Below are 19443 nucleotides of genomic sequence, written 5' to 3'. Positions count from 1 at the left end.
CCCCACCCCCTGACCCTGGTTGATCAAGAGGATTGCGTCGGCTCAGCGCCTCTTTCCGACGCAAAACTCTTGATCAACGCGGCGAGACGACGTGCGACGAGAGCGAGGTGCAGTGGTGACGGGACGGCAGGAGGTGCTGGTGGCGGCGCTCGGGGTGCTGGTGGTGGTCCTGTTCGTGGTGGCGGTCGGGGTGGGGGGCGGCGTGGGGGGCGGGGGGCGGGGGGACCCGGCGGCGCGCAGTTCGCTGGTCGACCTGCTGGGGCGGGTTGGCGGCGGGACGTCGGCGGTGGACCCGGTCACCGTCGACGCGGACTGTGCCGAGGCGCCCGGTCGGCTGGCCGTCACCGGTGACTGCGAGCTGCGGGTGGCCGACCCGGGTGGGCTGCGCACGCTGATCCTGCGCAGCCCGGAGGCGTTCACCGTCGAGGCGCCGGCACCGGGGGACGCCGACTTCACCGTCGAGGACGACCTCGTCCCGGCCGACGACGGCACCGGCGCGGTGACCCGGATCGCCGTGGACCGGGCCACCACGGTACGGGTGAGCTGCTCCGGCGGCTGCCCGGTCACGATCGCGCGGGACTGAGGCGGGGAGGCCGGGATGGGTGCGCTGCGCAAGCCGTTCCTGCTGCTGGCGATGCTGGCGCTGGTGCTGGCGGTGGGCGTCGAGTTGGGTGCCGGGCTGCTGCTGGGTGGCGGTGACGCCGGTGCGGCGCTGGCCGAGAGCGCCGGTGATCTCGGGGTCGAGGTCGGTGACGTGAGCGGGGTCGGCGAGCCGTCCGGCCGGGGCACCGGCTATCTGGCGCTCGTCGACGCGGTGGCGCTCTGGACCACCGGGCTGTTCTGCCTGGGGCTGGTGCTGCCCGAACGGATCCACGGCCGGGTGCAGGGCGTCGCGACGCTGATCTTCTCGATCATCCTGATCATCGTGGCGTTCGTGGCGTTGATCGTCGCCTTCGTCGAGTTGATGATCATGGTGTCGTTGTTCCTGGCACCGCCGTTCGGCACGCTGGCGTACCTGGCGTTGTGGGGGTTCTTCCCGGTCGGCGACGCGGCCTTGCTGCTCGGCCTGGCGCTGCTGCTCAAGCTCGCCTGGGCCGGGCTGCTGGTGCTGGCCCAGCCGAAGTTCCTCCAGAACAAGGGCCTGGTCCTGCTGATCCTGACCAGCCTGCTCTGCACCGTGCTGCTGGAGTTCCTGCACAATCTGGTGCCGGTGATCCTGGTGAGCATCCTCGACGACCTGGGCGCGCTGCTCTTCGCGATCATCGCGATCGTCTGGGCGCTGGTGCTGCTGATCGGCGCGATCCCGGCGATCGTCAAGGCGCTGCGGGCCACCGCCGCGCTGCGCGCCGAGCCCGATCCCGACCGCTAGGCCCGACACACCGGTCGTTGGGTGCGCGGGGCGGATATGGTGGTGCCGTGATCGGGCTCGGCATGATCTGGTACCTCGTCGGCGTACTCGCCGACGTCGGTGCCTCCAGCATGCTGTCCGGCACGGCCGCGGCGACAGGTGTGCTGCTGACCGTCGTGCTCGCCGCCGCGAACCTGGTCCATCGGGTGGTCACCGTCCCCGACCTGCGGATCACCCGACGGCTGCTGCGGGAACGGGCCGGGCGCACCGGCGTGCCCCGACACCGCGATCCGGACGCCGCCGGCCGGGCCCGCCCCAGGGCGCCGACCGCGACCCTCGCGGTCGCCTGAGCACTCACCGTCGCTCGTTCCACCTGCCGCTCCTCGGCGACCGCTGCTGACCCGTCCCGCCTGTCATCAGTCGTGTCGCGTTCCGAGGGGTACCCACATGTCTAATTCGTCCGCTTTCTGCCGCCGGTACACCATCGGAGCCCTCCGGTGAGCGCCCTGTTCAGCCCACTGATGGCCGTCGTCTACGGCACCATCTCGGCCATCCTGCTGTTCTGGCACGGCGCCTGGGAGATGCTCTTCGGCGACGCCGCCGCGCTGGGCACCGACTGGGCCTGGGTGTTGGGCATCGTCTTCCTGGTGCTGACCGTCCGGGGTGTGCTGTTCCCGGTCTTCGTCAAGCAGATCAAGTCGCAACGCGCCATGCAGGCGCTCCAGCCGCGTATCAGGGAGATCCAGGAGAAGCACAAGAACGACCGGGAGACCATGCAGAAGGAGCTGCTGGATCTCTATCGCACGGAGAAGGCCAATCCGCTGACGGCCTTCCTGCCGATGCTGGTGCAGATCCCGGTCTTCCTGGGCCTGTTCCACGTGCTGCGGCATCTCAAGCCGACCATGCCGGAGCACATGAAGACGCTGTACGGCTGGACGGTGACCCAGTTCGACAGCGCCTCGTCGGCAACGTTGTTCGGGGCGCCGATCGCCGCCAGCTTCCGGTCCGGCGCGCAGGAGTTGTCGCTGCTCGGCACGGACGGCACGACCGTCCGGGTCGTCGCCGCGATCCTGATCGTCACGATGATCGCCACGACCTACCTGAGCAGCCGGCAGATGATCCTGCGGACCGGATGGGCCGAGGACCCGCAGCAGCGGATGGTGCAGCGGCTGATGCTCTACGGCATCCCGTTCTCGCTGCTCGTCTCGGGTCTGATCTTCCCGATCGGCGTGATCATCTACTGGGTGACCACGAACCTGTTCTCCCTCGCCCAGCAGACCTGGGTCCTCCGGAGGTACCCGCCGCCGACCAGCGGCACGCCGAAGGCGGGCGCCACGGCCACCCCTGCCCGCGCCACACTCCCGGCCCGATCGCTCGCACCCCGGCCGGGCGCGAAGCCGACCACCGCCCGCCGGGGCGCGTCGCGCGGCCGATAGACGCCGAGATCCCGGTACGCCCCCTTGCCGGGCGGCGTACCGGGATCACCGGTGACAGACGTCAGCGCACGTCGGCGGTGGTCCAGCGCGGCGAGGCGTTGGTCACCACGGCGGTGTCGCCGACCAGGGTGGTACGCGCCTCGGCGTCCCGGCGCACACTGCTTCCCACCCACACGTCGACGTCGCCGGGCTCCACCACGCGGGTGAGGCTGCGGTCGGAGAAGGCCAGGCGGGTGGTGGGCACCGTCAACTCGACCGTGACCGACTGGCCCGGCTCCAGGTGCACCCGGCGGTAGCCGAGCAACTGGGCCACCGGCCGGGTCACCGAGCCGACCAGGTCCCGACCGTAGAGCTGGACCACCTCGTCGCCGGCCACCGCACCGGTGTTGGTGAGCCGGACGGTCACCGGCAGCGCCCCGTCGGTCGGCACCGTGGCGGGTACGGTCAGGTCGGCGTACTCGAAGGTGGTGTAGGACAGGCCGTGACCGAACGGTGCCACCGGGATCGCCGGCAGGTTGGTCACCTCGCTGCCCTCGCCGAGGGTGGGGTGCAGGTACGAGAACGGCTGCGCCCCGGCCGATCCGGGCAGGCTGACCGGCAGCCGCCCCGACGGGTTGACCCGGCCGGAGAGCACCCCGACGATCGCGCCCGCCCCCTCCTCACCGGGGAAGAACGCCTGCACCACGGCCGCGCAGCGGTCCATCGCCCAGCCGAGCACGTACGGCCGACCGGTGAGCAGCACCAGCACCACCGGCGTACCGGTCGCCAGCACCGCCTCGGCCAGCTCCCGCTGGACACCCGGCAGCTCCAGGTCCTCCCGGTCGCACCCCTCGCCGACGGTGCCGCGCCCGAACAGTCCCGCGTGGTCGCCGACGACCAGGATCGCCACGTCCGCCGCGGCGGCGGTGGCCACCGCCTCGTCGAAGCCGGACCGGTCCTCGGAGTCCACGTCGCAGCCCCGCGCCCAGCTCACCAGGTCGGCGCCGAACTCGGCACGGGCCGCCGCGAGGACCGTCGGCACCTCGATGCCGGTCTCCACGTCGGGGTGCTGGGCCAGCACGTGGTTGAGGAAGGAGTAGCAGCCGAACAGCGCACCCTCCCGGTCCGCGTTCGGCCCGACCACCGCCACCCGCCGCCCGGCCGGCAGCGGGAGTACGCCCTGGTTGGCGACGAGGACGACGGACTTCTCGGCGAGCCGGCGGGCGATCGACCGGTGCTCCGGCGAGTCGAGGTCGACCGGCTGCGGCTCGTCGTCGAAGGTGGCGTCGAGCAGCCCGAGCGCCTCCTTCTGGCGCAGGACCCGCAGCACCGCCCGGTCCACGAGCGCCTCGTCGAGCCGGCCCGACCGCACCGACTCGGCCACCGTCAGGTAGGCGTCGCCGGTCGGCAGTTCGATGTCGACGCCGGCGGTCAGCGCCTGCACCGCCGCGTCGGCGTGGTCGGCCGCGACGTGGTGCAGCAGGTTGAGGAAGGCCACGCCGAAGTAGTCGGCGACCACCGTGCCGTCGAAGCCCCACCGGTCCCGCAGGATCCCGGTCAGCATGGTCGGGTCGGCCGCCACCGGTACGCCGTCGATCTCCGCGTACGAGTGCATGACCGACCGCGCGTCGCCGTCCAGGATCGCCATCTCGAACGGCGGGAGCAGCACGTCGGCGAGTTCCCGGGGGCCGGCGTGCACCGGGGCGAAGTTGCGCCCGGCGCGGGAGGCGGAGTAGCCGGCGAAGTGCTTGAGCGTGGCCAGCACCCCCTGTGCCTGGAGTCCCCGTACGTACGACGTGCCGAGCGTGCCGACGAGGTAGGGATCCTCGGCGATGCACTCGTCGACCCGCCCCCACCGGGGGTCACGGATCACGTCGAGCACCGGGGAGAGCCCCTGGTGGATGCCGAGAGCCCGCATGGACGCCCCGATCGCCTCGGCCATCTCGGTGACGAGTTCCGGATCGCAGGCGGCGCCCCACGCCAGCGGGGTGGGGTAGGTCGCCGCCTTCCACGCGGAGAGCCCGGTGAGGCACTCCTCGTGGACGATCGCCGGGATACCGAGCCGGGTGCCGGTCACCAGGTCGGACTGGAACTTCCACAACCAGGACGCGCGGGCCTCGGCGTCGACCGGTCGGGTGCCGTACGCCCGGGTGAGGTGCCCGAGCCCGTGCCGGGAGAAGGTCTCCAGCTTGCCGACGTCGGCGAACTCGCCCTGCAACGGCGCGACCGTCTCGCCGTCCTCCTTCTCCCAGAAGCCGACGAGTTGGGCGACCTTCTCCTCGATGGTCATCCGCCCGAGCAGCTCACGGACCCGTGCCTCGCCGTCCGGCCGGTCGGACCGGTCGTGCCGGTCGTGGCCCGGACCCGGTTGTGCCGGGACCGGTGCGCCGACCACGCCGTGGACCTCAGTCATGCTGTGCTTTCCCCTTTGTGTTGTGCTGTCGCCGCGTCGGCTCTCGTCGGGCCGCGCCGCTCAGCCCTTGACCGCGCCCTGCAGGCCACCGACGATCTGCTTTTCGGCGAACGTGAAGAAGAGAAGTGCCGGCAGCATTGCCAGCGAGGTGAAGGCGAGGATTCCGGCCGTGTCCGAGGTGTACTGGCTGGAGAAGTTCTGCACGCCCAACGGCAGGGTGTGCAGGCTGGCGTCACCGAGGACCAGCAACGGCAGGAGGAAGGCGTTCCAACTCGCCACGAACGCGAGGATCCCGACGGTGACGAGGGCGGGACGCGACAGCGGGAGCATGATGCGCCAGAGGAACCCGAGCCGGCCGGTGCCGTCGATCGCGGCGGCGTCCTCCAGCTCGCGCGGGATCGCGGAGAGGAAGGGCCGCAGGATCACGATCGTCAACGGTAGTGCGAAGGCGATCTGCGGCAGCATCACCGCGAAGTAGGAGTTGATCAGGTTCATGTCCCGCAGCATGAGGTAGAGCGGCAGGATCGCCGCGCCGGCCGGGAAGAGCAGGCCGAGCGTGAAGAAGGTATAGAGCACCTCACGGCCACGGAAGGTGTAGCGGGCCAGCACGAACGCGGCGCAGACCCCGAGCAGGACGACGCCGAGCGTGGTGCCCAGCGCGATCACGGCGCTGTTGAACGCCTGCGTCCAGAAGCCGCTCTGGGTCAGCACCCGGGCGTAGTTGTCGAAGACCCACGGGTCGGGCAGACCGGCCGGGTTCGCAACGATCTGCGGGGTGGTGCGGAAGCCTCCGATGATGACGTACAGCACCGGGACGATCGACACCGCCGCGACCGCGAGGGCCAGCCCGTAGGTGAGGGGATTGCCCCACGACACCGGGCGACGCCGGCGGGACGGGGACAGGGTGGCGTTGGCGGTCACGTCAGTTCGCCCTTCCGGTCGTGGCACCCTGGATGTCACGGCGCAGCAGGAACCGCTGGAACAGCAGTGCCGCGACGAACGAGATGACGAAGAGGATCACCGCCACCGCGTTGCCGTACCCCCACAGCCGGGCGAAGAACCCGTTGTCCACCATGTAGGTGGCCATGGTGGCGGAGGCCCCGAGCGAGCGGACGGCGGGCACCGAGGTCACCCAGATCACGTCGAAGACCTGCAACGAGCCGATCATCGACAGGAACATCCAGATCCGGATGGTGGGGCCGAGCAGCGGCAGGGTGACGTGCCGTTGGATCTGCCACCAGCTCGCGCCGTCGATGGCGGCGGCCTCGTTCAGCTCCTGCGGCACGTTGGACAGGCCGGCGAGCAGCAGGATGATGGCGAAGCCGACGTACTTCCAGGTGAGCACGAACAGCAGCGTCCAGATGACGATGTCCAGGTCGGCCAGCCAGGCCTGCACCAGGCCGCCCAGCCCGATCGACTGGAGCAGCGCGTCCAGGCTGCCGTTCGGGGTCAGGATCAGCTTCCACATGATGCCGACCGTGACCTCGGCCAGCACGTACGGCACGAAGGCCAGCAGGCGGAACAGGGTGCGGCCCCGGAAGTGCCGGTTGAGCAGCAGGGCCACGCCGAGGGCGACCGGGCCCTGCAACAGCAGCGAGCCGAAGACGATGATGGCGTTGTTGCGCAACGCGTCGAGGAAGATCGGGTCCTGGAACGCCATGACGTAGTTGTCGAACCCGATGTACTCGGTGGGCGGTCCGACTCCACGCCAGCGGAAGAGGCTGTAGTAGAGCGCGAAGCCCATCGGTACGAGGACGAACGTCACGTAGACGACGATCGCCGGGGTGGTGAGACCGATGATCTCGTACCACTTGCGTCGGGTCTCGGCGGCCCGGTCCTTCGAGGGGCGCCGGACGGGCCGGAGCCCCGCCGGCGGCGCGGAGGCACCGCCGGCAGGGTCCAGTGTGGTGGGGTTGGTGGCGGTCACTTGCGCGCGGCCGCCTTCATCGCCTCGACGACCTGCTCGGGAGTCCCGTTGCCAGCGAAGATGGCGACGATCGCGTCGTTCATCGCGTTACCGACGGTGCTGCCGAACGCGGTGTCCAGCCAGAGCTGCACGTAGGTCGCGCCGGTGGTCGCCTCCAGGATGGAGCGCAGGGCCGGGTCCTGGACGCCGTCCTCGGCACCCTTGGCGACGGGCAGGCCGGTGCCGGTCTGCGCGTAGCCCTTCTGCACCTCGGGGCTGACGATGTACTTGAGGAACTCGACGCACTCGCCCGGGGCGTTCTTGGCGCAGGCGAAACCGTCGCCGCCGCCGAGCGCCGCCTTCGGGTCACCGGCGGAGCCGGAGATCGCCGGCACCGGGAACCAACCGATGAACTTGTCGAGCGCCTCCTTGTCGTTGGTCACCGTCTCCAGCGAGCCCTTGTTCCAGTCGCCCATCAGCTCCATGGCGGCCTTGCCGTTGGCGAGCAGACCGTTGGCGCTGGTCGGGTCGTTCTGACCCGGGGTGGCGATGAAGTTGTCCTGGAACGGCGTGGTGTCGATGAAGGCCTTGAGGTCCTGGCCGGCCTTCACGAAGCACGGGTCGTCGAAGACCGTCTCGGCGCTGGCCTTCTTCAGCGTGTCCACCGAGCAGGCGCGCAGGGCGAAGTTGTACCACCAGTGCGCGGCGGGCCACTTGTCACCGGCGCCCAGCGCGATCGGGATCACGTTGATCGCCTTGAGCTTGGTGACCGCGTCGTTGAGCTCCTCGAACGTGGTCGGCGGGGCGGCGATGCCGGCCCGCTCGAACATGTCCTTGTTGTACCAGACGCCCTCGATGCCCATCCGGTACGGCAGACCGTACTGCTTGCCGTCCACCTGCCAGATCTCGGCGGCGCTACCGATGTTGTCGACCTCGGACTTCGCCTGCTCGGTGATGTCCTTGAGGTAGTCGGCCTCGACCTGCTCGCGGATCTCGCCGCCGCCCCACGCCTGGAAGATGTCCGGCGGGTCGTTGCTCAGCAGCGCGGCGGGCAGCCGGGTGCGTTGGAGCTGGTTGGTCTCGATCCCCTCGATCTCGATCGTGACCGTGGGGTGGAGCGCGGTGAAGTCGGCGGCGACCTTCTCCCAGTAGGTCTTGCCGGGCCCGTCCTGGGAGGCGTTGTGCCACCAGGTCAGGGTCACCGGGTTCTTGAACAGCTCACTCTCCGGAGCTTCGGACTCACCCCCGCCGCCACATCCGGCGGCAAGCAGTGCGGTGGTGATGGACAGCGCTATGGCGGTGGTTACGCGGCGCTTCAAAGCCATCGGTATCTCCTCGACGTATCAGTCGCGGTGCTCGGCCTGCCGGCGAGTTTTACAGCCGTGTAACTCAGTGTCAATCGGTGTCGATAACGTTTTCGACTCGCCGTCGGCAGCGCTCGTCGAGCCCTCTATCATCGTCGGCGTGGCGTTCCCGCAGCGTGTCAACATGTCGGACGTGGCCCGAGCGGCCGGCGTCTCGGTCGCGACTGTATCCAAGGTGGTGAATGGCCGGTACGGCGTGGCGCAGGCGACCGTGGAGCGGGTTCAGCAGGTCATCCACCAACTCGGCTACGAGGCCAGCCTCGGCGCGCAGAGCCTGCGCAGCCACCGTACGAACGTGCTGGGGATTCTGGTGGCCGAGTTCGAACCGTTCTCCACCGAGTTGCTCAAGGGCGCCTCGTCGGAGGTCACCGGCACCGGTTACCAGTTGCTGGCGTACTCCAGCGGTGACGTGGCCGGTGCCGCCGTCGGCTGGGAACGACGCTCCCTGGCCCGGCTCTCCGGGACGCTCATCGACGGCGCCGTGATCGTCACCCCCACGGTGGTGGAGACCAAGCAGGGCTTCCACGTGGTGGCCGTCGACCCGCACACCGGGCCGTCCGGCCTGCCCACCGTCGACTCCGACAACTTCGCCGGTGCCGTGCTCGCCACCAACTACCTGCTCTCGCTCGGCCACCGCCGCATCGGGCACATCTCCGGCCGCGCCGACCTGGAGTCGTCCCGCCTGCGCGAGGCGGGCTTCCGGCAGGCCATGGCCGACGCGGGCGTGACCGTGGACGAACGGCTCGTCCGCGTCGGTGGGTTCCGGATCGAGAGCGCCGCCGGCACCGCCGCCGAACTGCTCGCCCTCCCCGACCGGCCGACCGCGGTCTTCGCCGGCAACGACCTCTCCGCCATCTCGACCATCGACGTGGCGCAGAGCATGGGCCTGTCGGTACCGGACGACGTCTCCGTGATCGGCTTCGACAACGTCCCGGAGTCGGCGCTGACCAACCCGCCCCTGACCACCATCATGCAACCGATCCAGCGGATGGGCGCCGAGGCGCTGCGGCTGCTCGTCGACCTGATCGCCGGTGTGGAGCGCGACTCCCACATCCGGCTCCCCACCGAACTCGTGGTCCGCGCCTCCTGCCGCCCGTTCCCCGCCTGACGCCGCCCGGCGGGGCATTCGCCCGTCCTCGCACCATCTGACGACAGGTATCACCGGCCCGGTTACCGGCTCCTGAAGAACGTCATCGCGCCGAAACGGTACGGACACCCACCGTGACCGGCGCACGCTCCTTCGATAGGAGAACCTGTCATGAGCAGTGCAGGAAGACGGGTCCGCCGCGCCACGGTGGTCGGGCTCACCGCCGCGATGCTGACCGGCCTGCTGGCCGTCACCGCCGCCGCCGCGGTGCCGGTCGAGGCGGTCCCGGCCGCCGCCGCAGCCGCCCGGACCGACGTCTACATCAAGGACACCACCGCCGACGTCGGAGTCGAGCCGCACGCGCTGAACCCGCTCTGGGCCAGCCCCGACATCAAGGTCTGCCCCACCGCGATCGAGTGCGCCGTCAGCCAGAACCCGATCGTCGGCGTCACCAACTACCTCTTCATCAAGCTGCGCAACCCCGGCCCGTACGGCTCGGGCGGCAGCAGCGGGGTGCTCCGCGTCTACCGGACCACGCCGGGGGGCGGCGCGGTCTGGCCGACCCACTGGACCCAGATCGGCGCGGCCAACGTGGTCGCGTTCGCGGGCGTCACGACGGTCACCATCCCGTGGACCGGAGTCCCCGGGCCGGGGCACTTCTGCCTGCTCGCCCGCTGGGTCTCCGCGACCGACCCGATGACCTTCGAGGGCCCGGACATCAGCACGAACACCCGGTACAACAACAACATCGCATGGCGCAACGTCGACTCGGTCCGGCTCACCGCGGGCGGACCGTCGGTCGTGCGGCCCTTCGCCATCGGCAACTCGCTGACCGTACCGTCCCGGAACGAGGTCGTCTTCGCGGCGGCCGAGCCGCTCCAGGCGATCGGCGGCCGGGTCGTCGTCGACCTCGGCCCAGACCTCTTCGAGCGCTGGCGGGCCGGGGGTGCGGTCGGCACCGGCGTCCGGGCGGTCGGCCGGACCCAGGTCGAGATCGTCGAACCCACCAAGGCCAGCCTGGGCAACCTGGCGCTGAACCCCGGTGAGCGGGCGGAGTTCTCGCTGCTCTTCTCCGCTGCGGCGGACAGCCAGCGGGAGATCTCCTTCACCGTGACCCAGTTCGGCCCGGACAGCAGCGGGGCCCGGTCGACCGACCTCGGCGGTGTGCAGTACCTGATCAGCACCGGCAGGCAGGGCTAACTCGCACCGCGTCGCGGGGGTCGTGGGTCGAGGGGGCCCACGACCCTCGTGACGTCAGCGCAGGCAGACCCAGTCGGTGGCCACCGCGTACTCGCCGCTGTAGGCGCGAAGCTGCACCGGGCCGGTCGGCGGCACCCCGAGCGAGAAGAGACCCACCGCGTCGACCGTCGCCTCGTCGTAGATCCCGCTCACGGTCCGGGCGCTGACCCGGCCACGACCGGCCGGTGAACACTGGCCGACGATGCCGGCGTCGCTCACCTCGATCTCCAGGACGATCCCGTCGCCCCGGAAGCACAGGCTCCGCGCCGAACCGGACGAGCGGGTGAGCCCGGCCGGCTCCGCCTCGAGCGCCGAGTCGAAGGTCAGCTCGGCCAGGGCCAGCCCGGTGTCCGTCGTCCGCTCGGCGAACGCCGCCCGCGCCGCCGCCAGATGGCCCTCGGGCACTCCCGTGGAGTCCCAGAGCGCGGCGACCAGTTCGGCCGTGAACCTGTCGTCATCGACCGGCGGCCACGGCTCCATCGCGTTCACCCCCCTGCCGTCCGGTGTCCGGGCACGGCCCGAGGTACGGCGCCAGCGCCTCGCAGCCCCGCAGCCTCCGCAGGCAGCGGGCCTGGGTCGGGCCGATGCTGCCGACCGGTACGCCCAACCGGTCGGAGACCTGCCGATAGCTCGGTGGCGGCTCGGCGATCAGCAGGGCGAGTAGTTCCTGGCACCGGGGCGGTAGCTGGGCGAAGCCCTCCCGCAGCGCCTGCCGCCGTTCCGCCCGCAGCAGGTCCTCGTCCGGCGGCGCGGCGTCCGCCCAGGTCCCGTGGTAGGCGTCGAGCGCACCGTCGGACGGGTCGACGGGTTGGGTCCGCCGGACGAGGCGGGACATCCGGTAGCACTCCCGCCGGGTGGTGACGGCCAGCCAGGCCGCCAGCGCTTCCGGTTCGCGGACCTGCTTCAGGTGCTCCACCAGGCGCAGCCACACGGTCTGGTTGACATCCGCCGCGTCGGCGCCGCTCAGGTCGTGCGACCGGATCACCGAGTACACCAGCGGGGTGTACCGGCGCACCAGCTCGGCCCAGGCCGACTCGTCCCCGTCGGCGGCGGCGGCGACCAGGACGCGTACGCTCCGGTCGGTCGCCACGGCACCGCTCGGGGGCTCCGCTGCGCCGCTCACGCGACGAGCACGCCGTAGTCGGGGTGCCAGCGCGGTGCCGCGAGCAGGGCCAGCCGGGCCGCGTCGGCGCTCAGGCCACCCGCGCTCATCAGGGCGGCGAGTCGGCCGGCGACGTGTGCGGTGGCGAACGACGTGCCGGCCCAGGTGGCGTACCGGTGGAACAGCCGGGTCGGTCGTCCGGGCAACGGCAGCCGCCCCTCGACGTACGTGCTGTCGCGGCGGCCGAGGGCGCAGGCGTCGACCCATGGCCCCCGACCGCTGTAGTCCGTCGGCACCACCGCACCTGCGGCACCCGTCTCGACGGCCCCGACCGCGAGCACGCGGTCCAGCGCGGCCGGCCAGACCGGACGGTCGACACCGGCGTTGCCCGCCGCCGCCACCACCGCCGTCGCCTGCGGCATTGCCGCCAGCGCGTTGGCCAGCGGCACCGAGGGCCGGTCGTCGAGGGTGAAGCCGCCCAGGGAGAGGTTCACCACCGACACCTCGGCCGAGAGTCGGCTCAGGGCGGCCACCAGCATCGACTCGTCCCCGACCCCGGTGGGCGTCAGCGCCGTCTCAGGGTCGAGGCGTACGCCCGGGGCGGCCTGCCGCACCACCCCGGCGACGAACGTGCCGTGACCGCCCTGCGGGGCGAGCACGTCGGTGTGCACGTAGAGCGGGTCCTCGTCGTCGACCTCCGGCAGGTACGCGCCGCCGAGCCACTGCGGGTGTCGGCTGCCGGCCTGGCGGCAGATGCCGGTGTCGCAGATCCCGACCGTCACCCCCGCGCCCTCGGCGAGCCGGGCCGGGTCCGGCGGCGGCAGTGCGGCAAGCGTCCGGGGCGGCCCGCCCGGGTTGCCCATGATGTTGCCGAGCCCGAGCAGGACGTGGTGCGGTTGGACCACGGGCACCGGCGCTCCGGGCCACTGTCGGGGATCGCGCAGCTTCGTCACGAGCGTGGGGATGTCGGCCTCCCCGGCGAACACCAGCCGGGCGACACCGGCGAAGCCGACGCCGAACGTCACCGGGTTGCCGCTGGCCCTGAGCCAGGCGGCGACCCGCTGGGCGTCGGCGGGAGCGGTGAGCAACTGCCGGGGCCGGTACAGCATCTCCCGGCCCGGCGCGGCGTACCGCCGCACGTTGCGGTCGGCGTCGAGCATCTCGGCGAAGGCGAGCTGGTACGCCCTGTCGTCGGCGGCGGTGTCGTCGCCGAGTGCCGACGCCGGCCGCGCGGTGGAGGCCAGTGGCGCCGCCACCGTGGCCAGTGCGGACACCGCCAGGAGGCGCCGTCGGGACAGCCGGGTGCTGACGGGTGGTGCGACGGGACGGTCGGGCAGCAAGGGTCCTCCCCCAGACGACTCGGGAGGCGGCACGTCACTGGTGGTGGTGCGGCGGATTCCCGGTCTCCGGTCAATTCTTCCCTTTGATCGGCGCATGTCAATGCCAAGCGCATACTCACCGCCACCTGTCGACCACTCGGCGGGACATCGACGATACTCAACGGGTGGTGAACTCTCCGCCGGTGCCCGACAGCACCACCGGCGGCGTCGATACCGCCCAGGCGGCACTCGACGCCGTCCAGCGCCGCCCCAGTGACGCGATCATGATCGCCGAACGGGTGCTCGCCGCCGGAACCGACGACGACGAGCGCTCGACCGCCGACCGCGCCATCGGTCTGGCGCTGCGCGAACTCAACGACCTGGCCGGCGCCCGGCGCCACCTCCGTCGGGCGGTGCGCAGCGCGGGCACGGCCCGGACCCGGGCGCTGGCCCGGATGAGTCTCGGGTACGTCCTGGCCAGCTCGGGGCACACCGCGGCGGCGCTGCGGGCCGTCACCGCCGCGCTGCCCGACCTGACCGGAGCCGACGCCGGTCGCGGCCGGATGCAACGGGGGGTGGTGCTGCACTACCGCGGCAGATACGACGAGGCGGTGCGGGACTACGGCCTCGCCATCGACATCGCCCAACGCGAGGGCGACCTCCTGCTGGAGGCACGCGCCCGCAACAACCGGGGCCTGCTCAACGCCCACCGGGGCACCACCGGCGGCGCCGACGACCTCTCCCGGGCGGCGACCGCCTTCGACCGGCTCGGCCTGGACCTCGCGGCGGCCGACGCTCGCTGGAACAGCGGGATCGCGGCCGGACGACGCGGCGACATCGCGGCGGCGCTGCGCTGCTTCGCCGCCGTCGGCGAGGAGTACCGACGCCTCGCCGTGCCCCGGCCGGCGCTGCTGCTGGACCGGTTCGAGTTGCTGCTGTCGGTGCCCCTGGTCGACGAGGCGGTGCAGGTCGCCGCCGTGGCGATCCAGGAACTGCGCCGCCGTGGCATGGCCTCCGACCTGGCCGAGGCGCTGCTCGCCCAGGCACGGGCCGCGCTGCTCGCCGGTGACCTGGCCACCGCCGCCGAGGCCGCGGCCGCCGCCCGGACCCGGTTCCGGCGGCAGGGCCGCCGCACCTGGGCCGCGTTCGCCCGGCACGTCGAGCTACGCGCCGAGGCCCGCCGGGGCACCCGGACCCCGGCCCTGCTCACGGCGATGACGCGGACCGCCGACCAGCTCGACGGCACGGGGTGGGCCGACCCCGCGCTGGTCACCCGCATCGACGCCGGACTACTGGCCAGCGCGGTGGGTCGCCCCGACCGTGCCCTGGCCCTGTTCACCGTCGCCGCCCGCGCGCGGACCCGGGGCACCGCCCCGCGACGCGCCCAGGGCTGGTACGCCCTGGCGCTGTCGCGTCGACTGGGCGGTGACGAAGCGGGTGCGGCCCGCGCGCTCCGCCGTGGACTGGGCGTGCTCGACCGGCACCGGACCTCGCTCGGCGCCACCGAACTGCGGGCCAGCAGCGGGGCGTACGGGCAGGAACTGGCGGCCGAGGGGCTGGACATCGCGATCCGGGCCGGCGCGCCGGCACAGGTCCTCGCCTGGGCCGAGCGGTGGCGGGCCAACGCGCTGCGCATGCGGCCCGCCCTGCCGCCCGACGATCCCGACCTGGTCGCGGCGCTGGCCGAACTACGGCTCGTCAGCGGTCTCCTGGAGGACGCGGTCCTGGCCGGACGTCCGGTACGCGCCCTGCGCGGTCGGCAGACCCGACTCGAACAGCGCATCCGGGACCTGGCCCGGCGGGTGCCCGGCGCGGCCGGGGTGACCGCCCCGCCCGGCGTACGCCGACTGGCCGACCGGCTCGGCTTCCGCGTCCTGGTCGAACTCGTGGCCCACGGCGACCGGCTCAAGGCGGTGCTGGTCCGCGACGGCCGGGCCAGCCTGCACGACCTCGGGCCGCTCGCCGAGGCGGCGAGGCTGGCCCGATGGCACCGGTTCGGACTGCGCCGACTGATCGTCGGCGGGGATCCGACCGCCGCACGGGTCGGGGCCGCCCACGCCGCGGCGGCGCTCGACAGTCAACTCTTCGATCCGTTGCGGCCCCGCCTCGGCGACCGGCCCCTGGTGATCGTCCCGGTCGGTGTCCTGCACTCGGTGGCCTGGGCTGGGTTGCCCACCTGCGTCGGACGCGCCGTCACGGTCGCCCCCTCCGCGACGGCCTGGCTCCAGGCGGACCGGCGGACCACGTGGGCGGGCCCGCCGGTGCTCGCCAGTGGGCCGCGCCTGGCCGCCGGGCGGGCCGAGGTCGAACGGCTCGCCGAGGTGTTGCCGGGCGCCCGGCCGCTCGTCGGGCCGGACGCCACCGCCGGTGCGCTGACCGCCGCGCTGGACGGCGCCGGGATGGTGCACATCGCGGCCCACGGCACCTTCCGCGCCGACAACCCCCAGTTCTCCACACTGGAGCTGGCCGACGGGCCGCTGTTCGCCTACGAGTGGGAGCGGGTCGCCCGGCCACCCGGCTGCGTGGTGCTCTCCGCCTGCGAGTCGGGGCTGACCGACGTACGCCCCGGCGACGAGATCATGGGTTTCGCCGCGGTGCTGCTGGCCCTGGGCACCCGGTGCCTGATCGCCACCGTCCTGCCGGTGCCCGCCGAGCCCACCACCGCGCTGATGGTGGACCTGCACCGACGGATGTGGGCGGGCGCCCGCCCGGCCTCGGCCCTCGCCGACGCCCAGCAGGCGTTCGTCGCCACCGGCGACAGCACCGCCCGCGCCACCGCGGCCGCGTTCGTCTGCCTGGGCGCCGGCTGACCGGGTGCCCCTAGGGCGCAGCGCCGATCAGCGTGGCGGCGGTGGCGCGGTCCAACTCCCCGTCGGCGACGACGACCCGATAGCGGCCGTGCCGGCTGGTGCCGGCCGGGATCGTCGTGGTCTCCTCGAACGCGAACGCCACGCAGACCCCCGGGTACATGGCGGTCCGCACGAACCACCGGTCGCCCGGCCCGAGACCACTGAACACCAGGGTGTACGCCGGCCCGCCCGGCGCCCTCGCCCGCATCGCCACCCACGGCTCGTCGCAGCCGTTGACCGTCTCCTCACCGTCCCGCTCGGCGGTGAACACCTCCGGTGGCCCGTCCGCCACCGCCCGCCAGAAGAAGCCGCCGTAGCCGGCCCCGCCGGGGCGGCCGTTGGTGGCCGGGCTACCCAGCGTCACCTGCCGGTCGGCGGGAGCGGTGAGGGTGCTGGTCACCTCCAGCAGCCAGGCACCGTCGCGGCCCGCTGCGGGCGTCGAGCCCGGGGGGCCGGGCAGCGCCGAGGCGGTCAGGGTGCGCCGCTCGGTGAGCAGCACCGCGCCGGACGGATCGCGCCAGTGCAGCCGGTGGTCGAGCCGGTCGGGTGAGCGGTGCTCCCATCCGGCGTGCGCGATCCGGCCGTGGTCGGCGCGCCAGGTGTAGCCGACGTCGCGGACGTAGGTGCGTCCGCCCCAGAGGTTGGTGCCGTCGACGTCCTGCACGGCCAGCGAGGCGCCGAGGTGCCAGACGTGGTCGGCCGGGAGCGCGTCGGTCACCGGCACGCCGGCCAGGGTGCGTACCGGGTGCAGGTAGGGCCGGGGCCCGTGCGTGGCGTCGAGGTCGGGCGCGAGCACGTACCGGGCGACCGGTGTGCCGGCGACCATCAGGTGCGGATCGCCGTCGGTGGCGGGCGTACCGGCGACCGGGTCGGCGGCGGTCACGACAGCTCCGCCTCGGCGACCGGCCGGCGGCGGGCCACGGCGTGCACCGCGGCCAGCGCGTACCCGGCGAGGATCGGCACCGCGACCGGGGTGACCAGCACGCCGAGCAGCGCGGCGACCACGGTGGTGCCGGCCAGCGCGGCCCAGTGCGCGGGGTGGTCGAGGCAGGCCCGGGCGGCCCGGCTGGCGGCCGACCGCCAGCCGGTGCCGCCGGTCGAGCCCACCTCGACCACGACCGCGGCGGCGTAGCCGAGCAGGCCCGCCGCGACGACGGTGGTGACGCTCAACGCCAGCGCCCCGCCAGGCACCCGACCGGTGGCCAACGCCACCAGGTCGGCGGCGAGCAGGCCGACGACGGCGAGCCCGAGCAGCGCCACCGGCAGGCCCGGCAGCAGTCCCCGGCCGAACCGGGAGAACGTCTGCCGGGCCGTCGGCCAACTGCCGGTGGCCAGCCAGTCGTGCACGGCCGCGCTGGCGGTGCCGACCGCGGCACCGGCGGTCACCACCGGCACCGAGGCGAGCACCGTCAGGATGCCGACCAGCGCCAGGTCGGCGGCGTCGCGGACGGTATCCCGCCAGTCGCGGCGCGGCAGGCGCCGGTCGTGGCCGTCGTCAGCCCTTGAGTCCACTGGTGTTGATCCCCTCGACGAGCATCCGTTGGAAGGCCACGAAGAACACGAAGACCGGCAGCAGGGACAGCACCGACATGGCGAACATCGGTCCCACCGCGCTCTGGCTGGTGGAGTCGATGAACAGGGTCAGCGCCACCGGCACCGTGTAGTCGCTCAGGCTGGACAGGAAGACCAGTTGCCGGAAGAAGTCGTTCCAGGTCCAGATGAACGAGAAGATCGCGGTGGTGACCAGCGCGGGCCGGCTCAGCGGCAGGATGACGTACCGGAAGATGCCGTACGCGTTGGCGCCGTCGATCCGGGCGGCCTCGTCCAGCTCACGCGGGATGCTCCGCATGAACTGCACCATCAGGAATACGAAGAACGCCTCGGTGGCCAGGAACTGCGGGATCAGCAGTGGGAGGTACGGCCAGTCGCCGCCGACCAGGCCGAGGCTGCGGAACAGGATGTACTGCGGCACGATCAACACGTGCCCCGGCAGCAGCAGGGTGCCGATCATGACGGCGAACCACATCCCACGCAGCCGGAACTTCAACCGGGCGAAGGCGTACGCGGCCAGCAGGCAGCTCACCGCGTTGCCGACCACGGTCAGCAGGCTGACCATGGCGCTGTTGAAGAAGAACCGGCCGAAGCTGACGTCGAAGTTGCTCCACCCGTTGGTGTAGTTGCCCGGGGTGAACCTCTCCGGCAGCAGCCCGATGTTGTTGACGATCTCCTGCTGCGACTTGAACGACGTGCCGATCATCCAGATCAGCGGGTAGAGCACCACCGCGACGATGGCCAGCAGCACGATCAGTCGCAGCCAGGAGCGGCTGCGTGGGCGTTGCGGGCGGGTCGCCACGGGGGGCGCCACGGTGCTCGCCACCATCAGCGGTCCTCCCCGTCGGAGTAGTGCACCCAGAACCGGCCGGTGCTGAAGAAGACGACCGTGATCAGGGCGATGGCGATCAGGAACACCCAGGCCATCGCGGAGGCGTAGCCCATCTCCAGGTCGGTGAAGCCGGTGATGTAGAGGTTCAGCGTGTACATCAGGGTCGAGTCGACCGGCCCGCCGGTGCCGTTGCTGAGCACGAACGCGGCGGTGAAGCCCTGGAAACCGTTGATGGTCTCCAGCACCAGATTGAAGAAGATCACCGGGGAGAGCATCGGCAGCGTCACGTTGACGAACTTCCGGAACTTGCCGGCACCGTCCACCGACGCGGCCTCGTACAGCTCGGTCGGCACCTGCTTGAGCCCGGCCAGGAAGATCACCATCGGTGCGCCGAACTGCCAGATGGCCAGCACCATCAGGGTCTCCAGGGCCCAGTCCGGGTCGTTGACCCAGGGCTTGCCCTCGATGCCGAACAGCGCCAGGAAGGAGTTGAACGCACCCTCCCGGTTGAACATGTTCACCCAGACGATGGCCAGCGCCACGCTGCCGCCGAGCAGCGACGGCAGGTAGAACAGACCCCGGAACAGCCCGACCCCGCGCCAGGCCCGGTTGAGCAGCAGCGCCACCCCGAGCGCCGCGGCCAGTTTCAGCGGTACGGCGATCAGGGCGAAGCTGAGCGTGACCCGGACCGAGTGCCACCACGACGGGTCGCTGGTGAACATCCGTTCGTAGTTGGCCAGCCCGACCCACTCCACCTCGGACCAGGGGGTGAGGATGTCGTAGTTGGTGAAGCTGAGGTAGAGCGACAACAGCATGGGCATCGCCGTGATGGCCATCAGACCGATGAGCCAGGGCGACAGGAAGACGTAACCGGCCAGACCTTCCGCGTGCCGGTTCCGTGCGGGGCCCCCCCCGGGGGGGGGGGGGCGGGCGGGCCCCCCCCCCCCGGGGGGGGGGGGGGGGGGCCCGGGGCGGGGCCCCCCCAGCGGCCCGACGGGGGGGCGGCGGGGGGGCGGGG

General features: G+C 72.2%; 18 protein-coding genes. 7 read left to right on the top strand and 11 right to left on the bottom strand.

What is annotated here, in order from left to right; translation table 11 throughout:
• Positions 1-115: 115 nt before the first annotated feature.
• The 4 genes from ACIBO1_RS17290 (at position 116) to yidC (ending at position 2784) form a co-directional block, all read left to right on the top strand.
• Positions 116-583 (top strand): hypothetical protein, encoded by a 468-nt coding sequence (locus ACIBO1_RS17290; RefSeq protein WP_396747345.1) that lies wholly within the window; start codon positions 116-118, stop codon positions 581-583.
• A 15-nt stretch (positions 584-598) separates the two neighbouring features.
• Positions 599-1369, top strand: a complete 771-nt coding sequence (locus tag ACIBO1_RS17285) for a hypothetical protein (protein WP_396747342.1) — start codon at positions 599-601, stop codon at positions 1367-1369.
• Between the two features lie 47 nt (positions 1370-1416).
• Positions 1417-1698 (top strand): DUF6412 domain-containing protein, encoded by a 282-nt coding sequence (locus ACIBO1_RS17280; RefSeq protein WP_396747339.1) that lies wholly within the window; start codon positions 1417-1419, stop codon positions 1696-1698.
• A 171-nt stretch (positions 1699-1869) separates the two neighbouring features.
• On the top strand, positions 1870-2784 hold the full coding sequence (gene yidC, locus ACIBO1_RS17275) for a membrane protein insertase YidC (protein ID WP_396747793.1): 915 nt from the start codon (positions 1870-1872) through the stop codon (positions 2782-2784).
• Between the two features lie 61 nt (positions 2785-2845).
• On the opposite strand, the gene ACIBO1_RS17270 is transcribed toward yidC, so the two are convergent.
• From ACIBO1_RS17270 to ACIBO1_RS17255, 4 genes are read right to left on the bottom strand one after another with little or no spacing between them, the layout of a single operon-like run.
• Positions 2846-5176 carry a glycoside hydrolase family 3 N-terminal domain-containing protein gene (locus ACIBO1_RS17270; RefSeq protein ID WP_396747337.1) on the bottom strand — a complete coding sequence of 777 codons (2331 nt, stop codon included), beginning with the start codon at positions 5174-5176 and terminating at the stop codon, positions 2846-2848.
• Between the two features lie 60 nt (positions 5177-5236).
• Positions 5237-6097, bottom strand: a complete 861-nt coding sequence (locus tag ACIBO1_RS17265; RefSeq protein ID WP_131054785.1) for a carbohydrate ABC transporter permease — start codon at positions 6095-6097, stop codon at positions 5237-5239.
• A gap of 1 nt (position 6098) precedes the next feature.
• Positions 6099-7103, bottom strand: coding sequence for a carbohydrate ABC transporter permease (locus tag ACIBO1_RS17260; protein WP_131054784.1), 1005 nt, complete (start codon positions 7101-7103; stop codon positions 6099-6101).
• Positions 7100-8407 carry an extracellular solute-binding protein gene (locus tag ACIBO1_RS17255; RefSeq protein ID WP_387263225.1) on the bottom strand — a complete coding sequence of 436 codons (1308 nt, stop codon included), beginning with the start codon at positions 8405-8407 and terminating at the stop codon, positions 7100-7102. The genes ACIBO1_RS17260 and ACIBO1_RS17255 overlap by 4 nt, the downstream gene beginning before the upstream one ends.
• Positions 8408-8546: 139 nt before the next feature.
• Here ACIBO1_RS17255 and ACIBO1_RS17250 point away from each other — a divergent pair, with 139 nt between their 5' ends.
• On the top strand, positions 8547-9554 hold the full coding sequence (locus ACIBO1_RS17250) for a LacI family DNA-binding transcriptional regulator (RefSeq protein ID WP_131054782.1): 1008 nt from the start codon (positions 8547-8549) through the stop codon (positions 9552-9554).
• A gap of 150 nt (positions 9555-9704) precedes the next feature.
• Positions 9705-10733 (top strand): hypothetical protein, encoded by a 1029-nt coding sequence (locus tag ACIBO1_RS17245; protein WP_396747331.1) that lies wholly within the window; start codon positions 9705-9707, stop codon positions 10731-10733.
• Between the two features lie 54 nt (positions 10734-10787).
• On the opposite strand, the gene ACIBO1_RS17240 is transcribed toward ACIBO1_RS17245, so the two are convergent.
• The 3 genes from ACIBO1_RS17240 to ACIBO1_RS17230 are packed head-to-tail and all read right to left on the bottom strand — an operon-like array spanning position 10788 to position 13214.
• Positions 10788-11252 (bottom strand): hypothetical protein, encoded by a 465-nt coding sequence (locus tag ACIBO1_RS17240; RefSeq protein WP_396747328.1) that lies wholly within the window; start codon positions 11250-11252, stop codon positions 10788-10790.
• On the bottom strand, positions 11227-11895 hold the full coding sequence (locus tag ACIBO1_RS17235; RefSeq protein ID WP_396747325.1) for an RNA polymerase sigma factor: 669 nt from the start codon (positions 11893-11895) through the stop codon (positions 11227-11229). Before ACIBO1_RS17235 ends, ACIBO1_RS17240 begins: the two co-directional genes overlap by 26 nt.
• Entirely contained in the window at positions 11892-13214 is a 1323-nt protein-coding gene (locus ACIBO1_RS17230; RefSeq protein ID WP_396747322.1) for a S8 family peptidase, read from the bottom strand. The genes ACIBO1_RS17235 and ACIBO1_RS17230 overlap by 4 nt, the downstream gene beginning before the upstream one ends.
• 164 nt (positions 13215-13378) lie before the next feature.
• On the opposite strand from ACIBO1_RS17230, the gene ACIBO1_RS17225 reads away from it, so the two are divergent.
• Positions 13379-16003, top strand: a complete 2625-nt coding sequence (locus ACIBO1_RS17225) for a CHAT domain-containing protein (protein WP_396747319.1) — start codon at positions 13379-13381, stop codon at positions 16001-16003.
• Between the two features lie 10 nt (positions 16004-16013).
• On the opposite strand, the gene ACIBO1_RS17220 is transcribed toward ACIBO1_RS17225, so the two are convergent.
• Genes ACIBO1_RS17220 through ACIBO1_RS17205 form a run of 4 tightly spaced genes read right to left on the bottom strand, consistent with a single transcriptional unit; the run spans position 16014 to position 19303 of the window.
• Positions 16014-16925 carry a PmoA family protein gene (locus ACIBO1_RS17220; RefSeq protein ID WP_396747317.1) on the bottom strand — a complete coding sequence of 304 codons (912 nt, stop codon included), beginning with the start codon at positions 16923-16925 and terminating at the stop codon, positions 16014-16016.
• Positions 16922-17554, bottom strand: a complete 633-nt coding sequence (locus ACIBO1_RS17215; RefSeq protein ID WP_396747314.1) for a hypothetical protein — start codon at positions 17552-17554, stop codon at positions 16922-16924. Before ACIBO1_RS17215 ends, ACIBO1_RS17220 begins: the two co-directional genes overlap by 4 nt.
• Positions 17538-18422 (bottom strand): carbohydrate ABC transporter permease, encoded by an 885-nt coding sequence (locus ACIBO1_RS17210; protein WP_396747311.1) that lies wholly within the window; start codon positions 18420-18422, stop codon positions 17538-17540. The genes ACIBO1_RS17215 and ACIBO1_RS17210 overlap by 17 nt, the downstream gene beginning before the upstream one ends.
• A complete protein-coding gene (locus ACIBO1_RS17205) occupies positions 18422-19303 on the bottom strand; it encodes a carbohydrate ABC transporter permease (protein ID WP_396747790.1) in 882 nt (293 codons plus the stop codon). Before ACIBO1_RS17205 ends, ACIBO1_RS17210 begins: the two co-directional genes overlap by 1 nt.
• Between the last annotated feature and the right edge of the window lie 140 nt (positions 19304-19443).

It is taken from the genome of Micromonospora sp. NPDC049903 (assembly GCF_044460945.1).
Classification (GTDB): domain Bacteria; phylum Actinomycetota; class Actinomycetes; order Mycobacteriales; family Micromonosporaceae; genus Micromonospora.
This window is presented reverse-complemented; position numbering and strand designations above follow the sequence as displayed.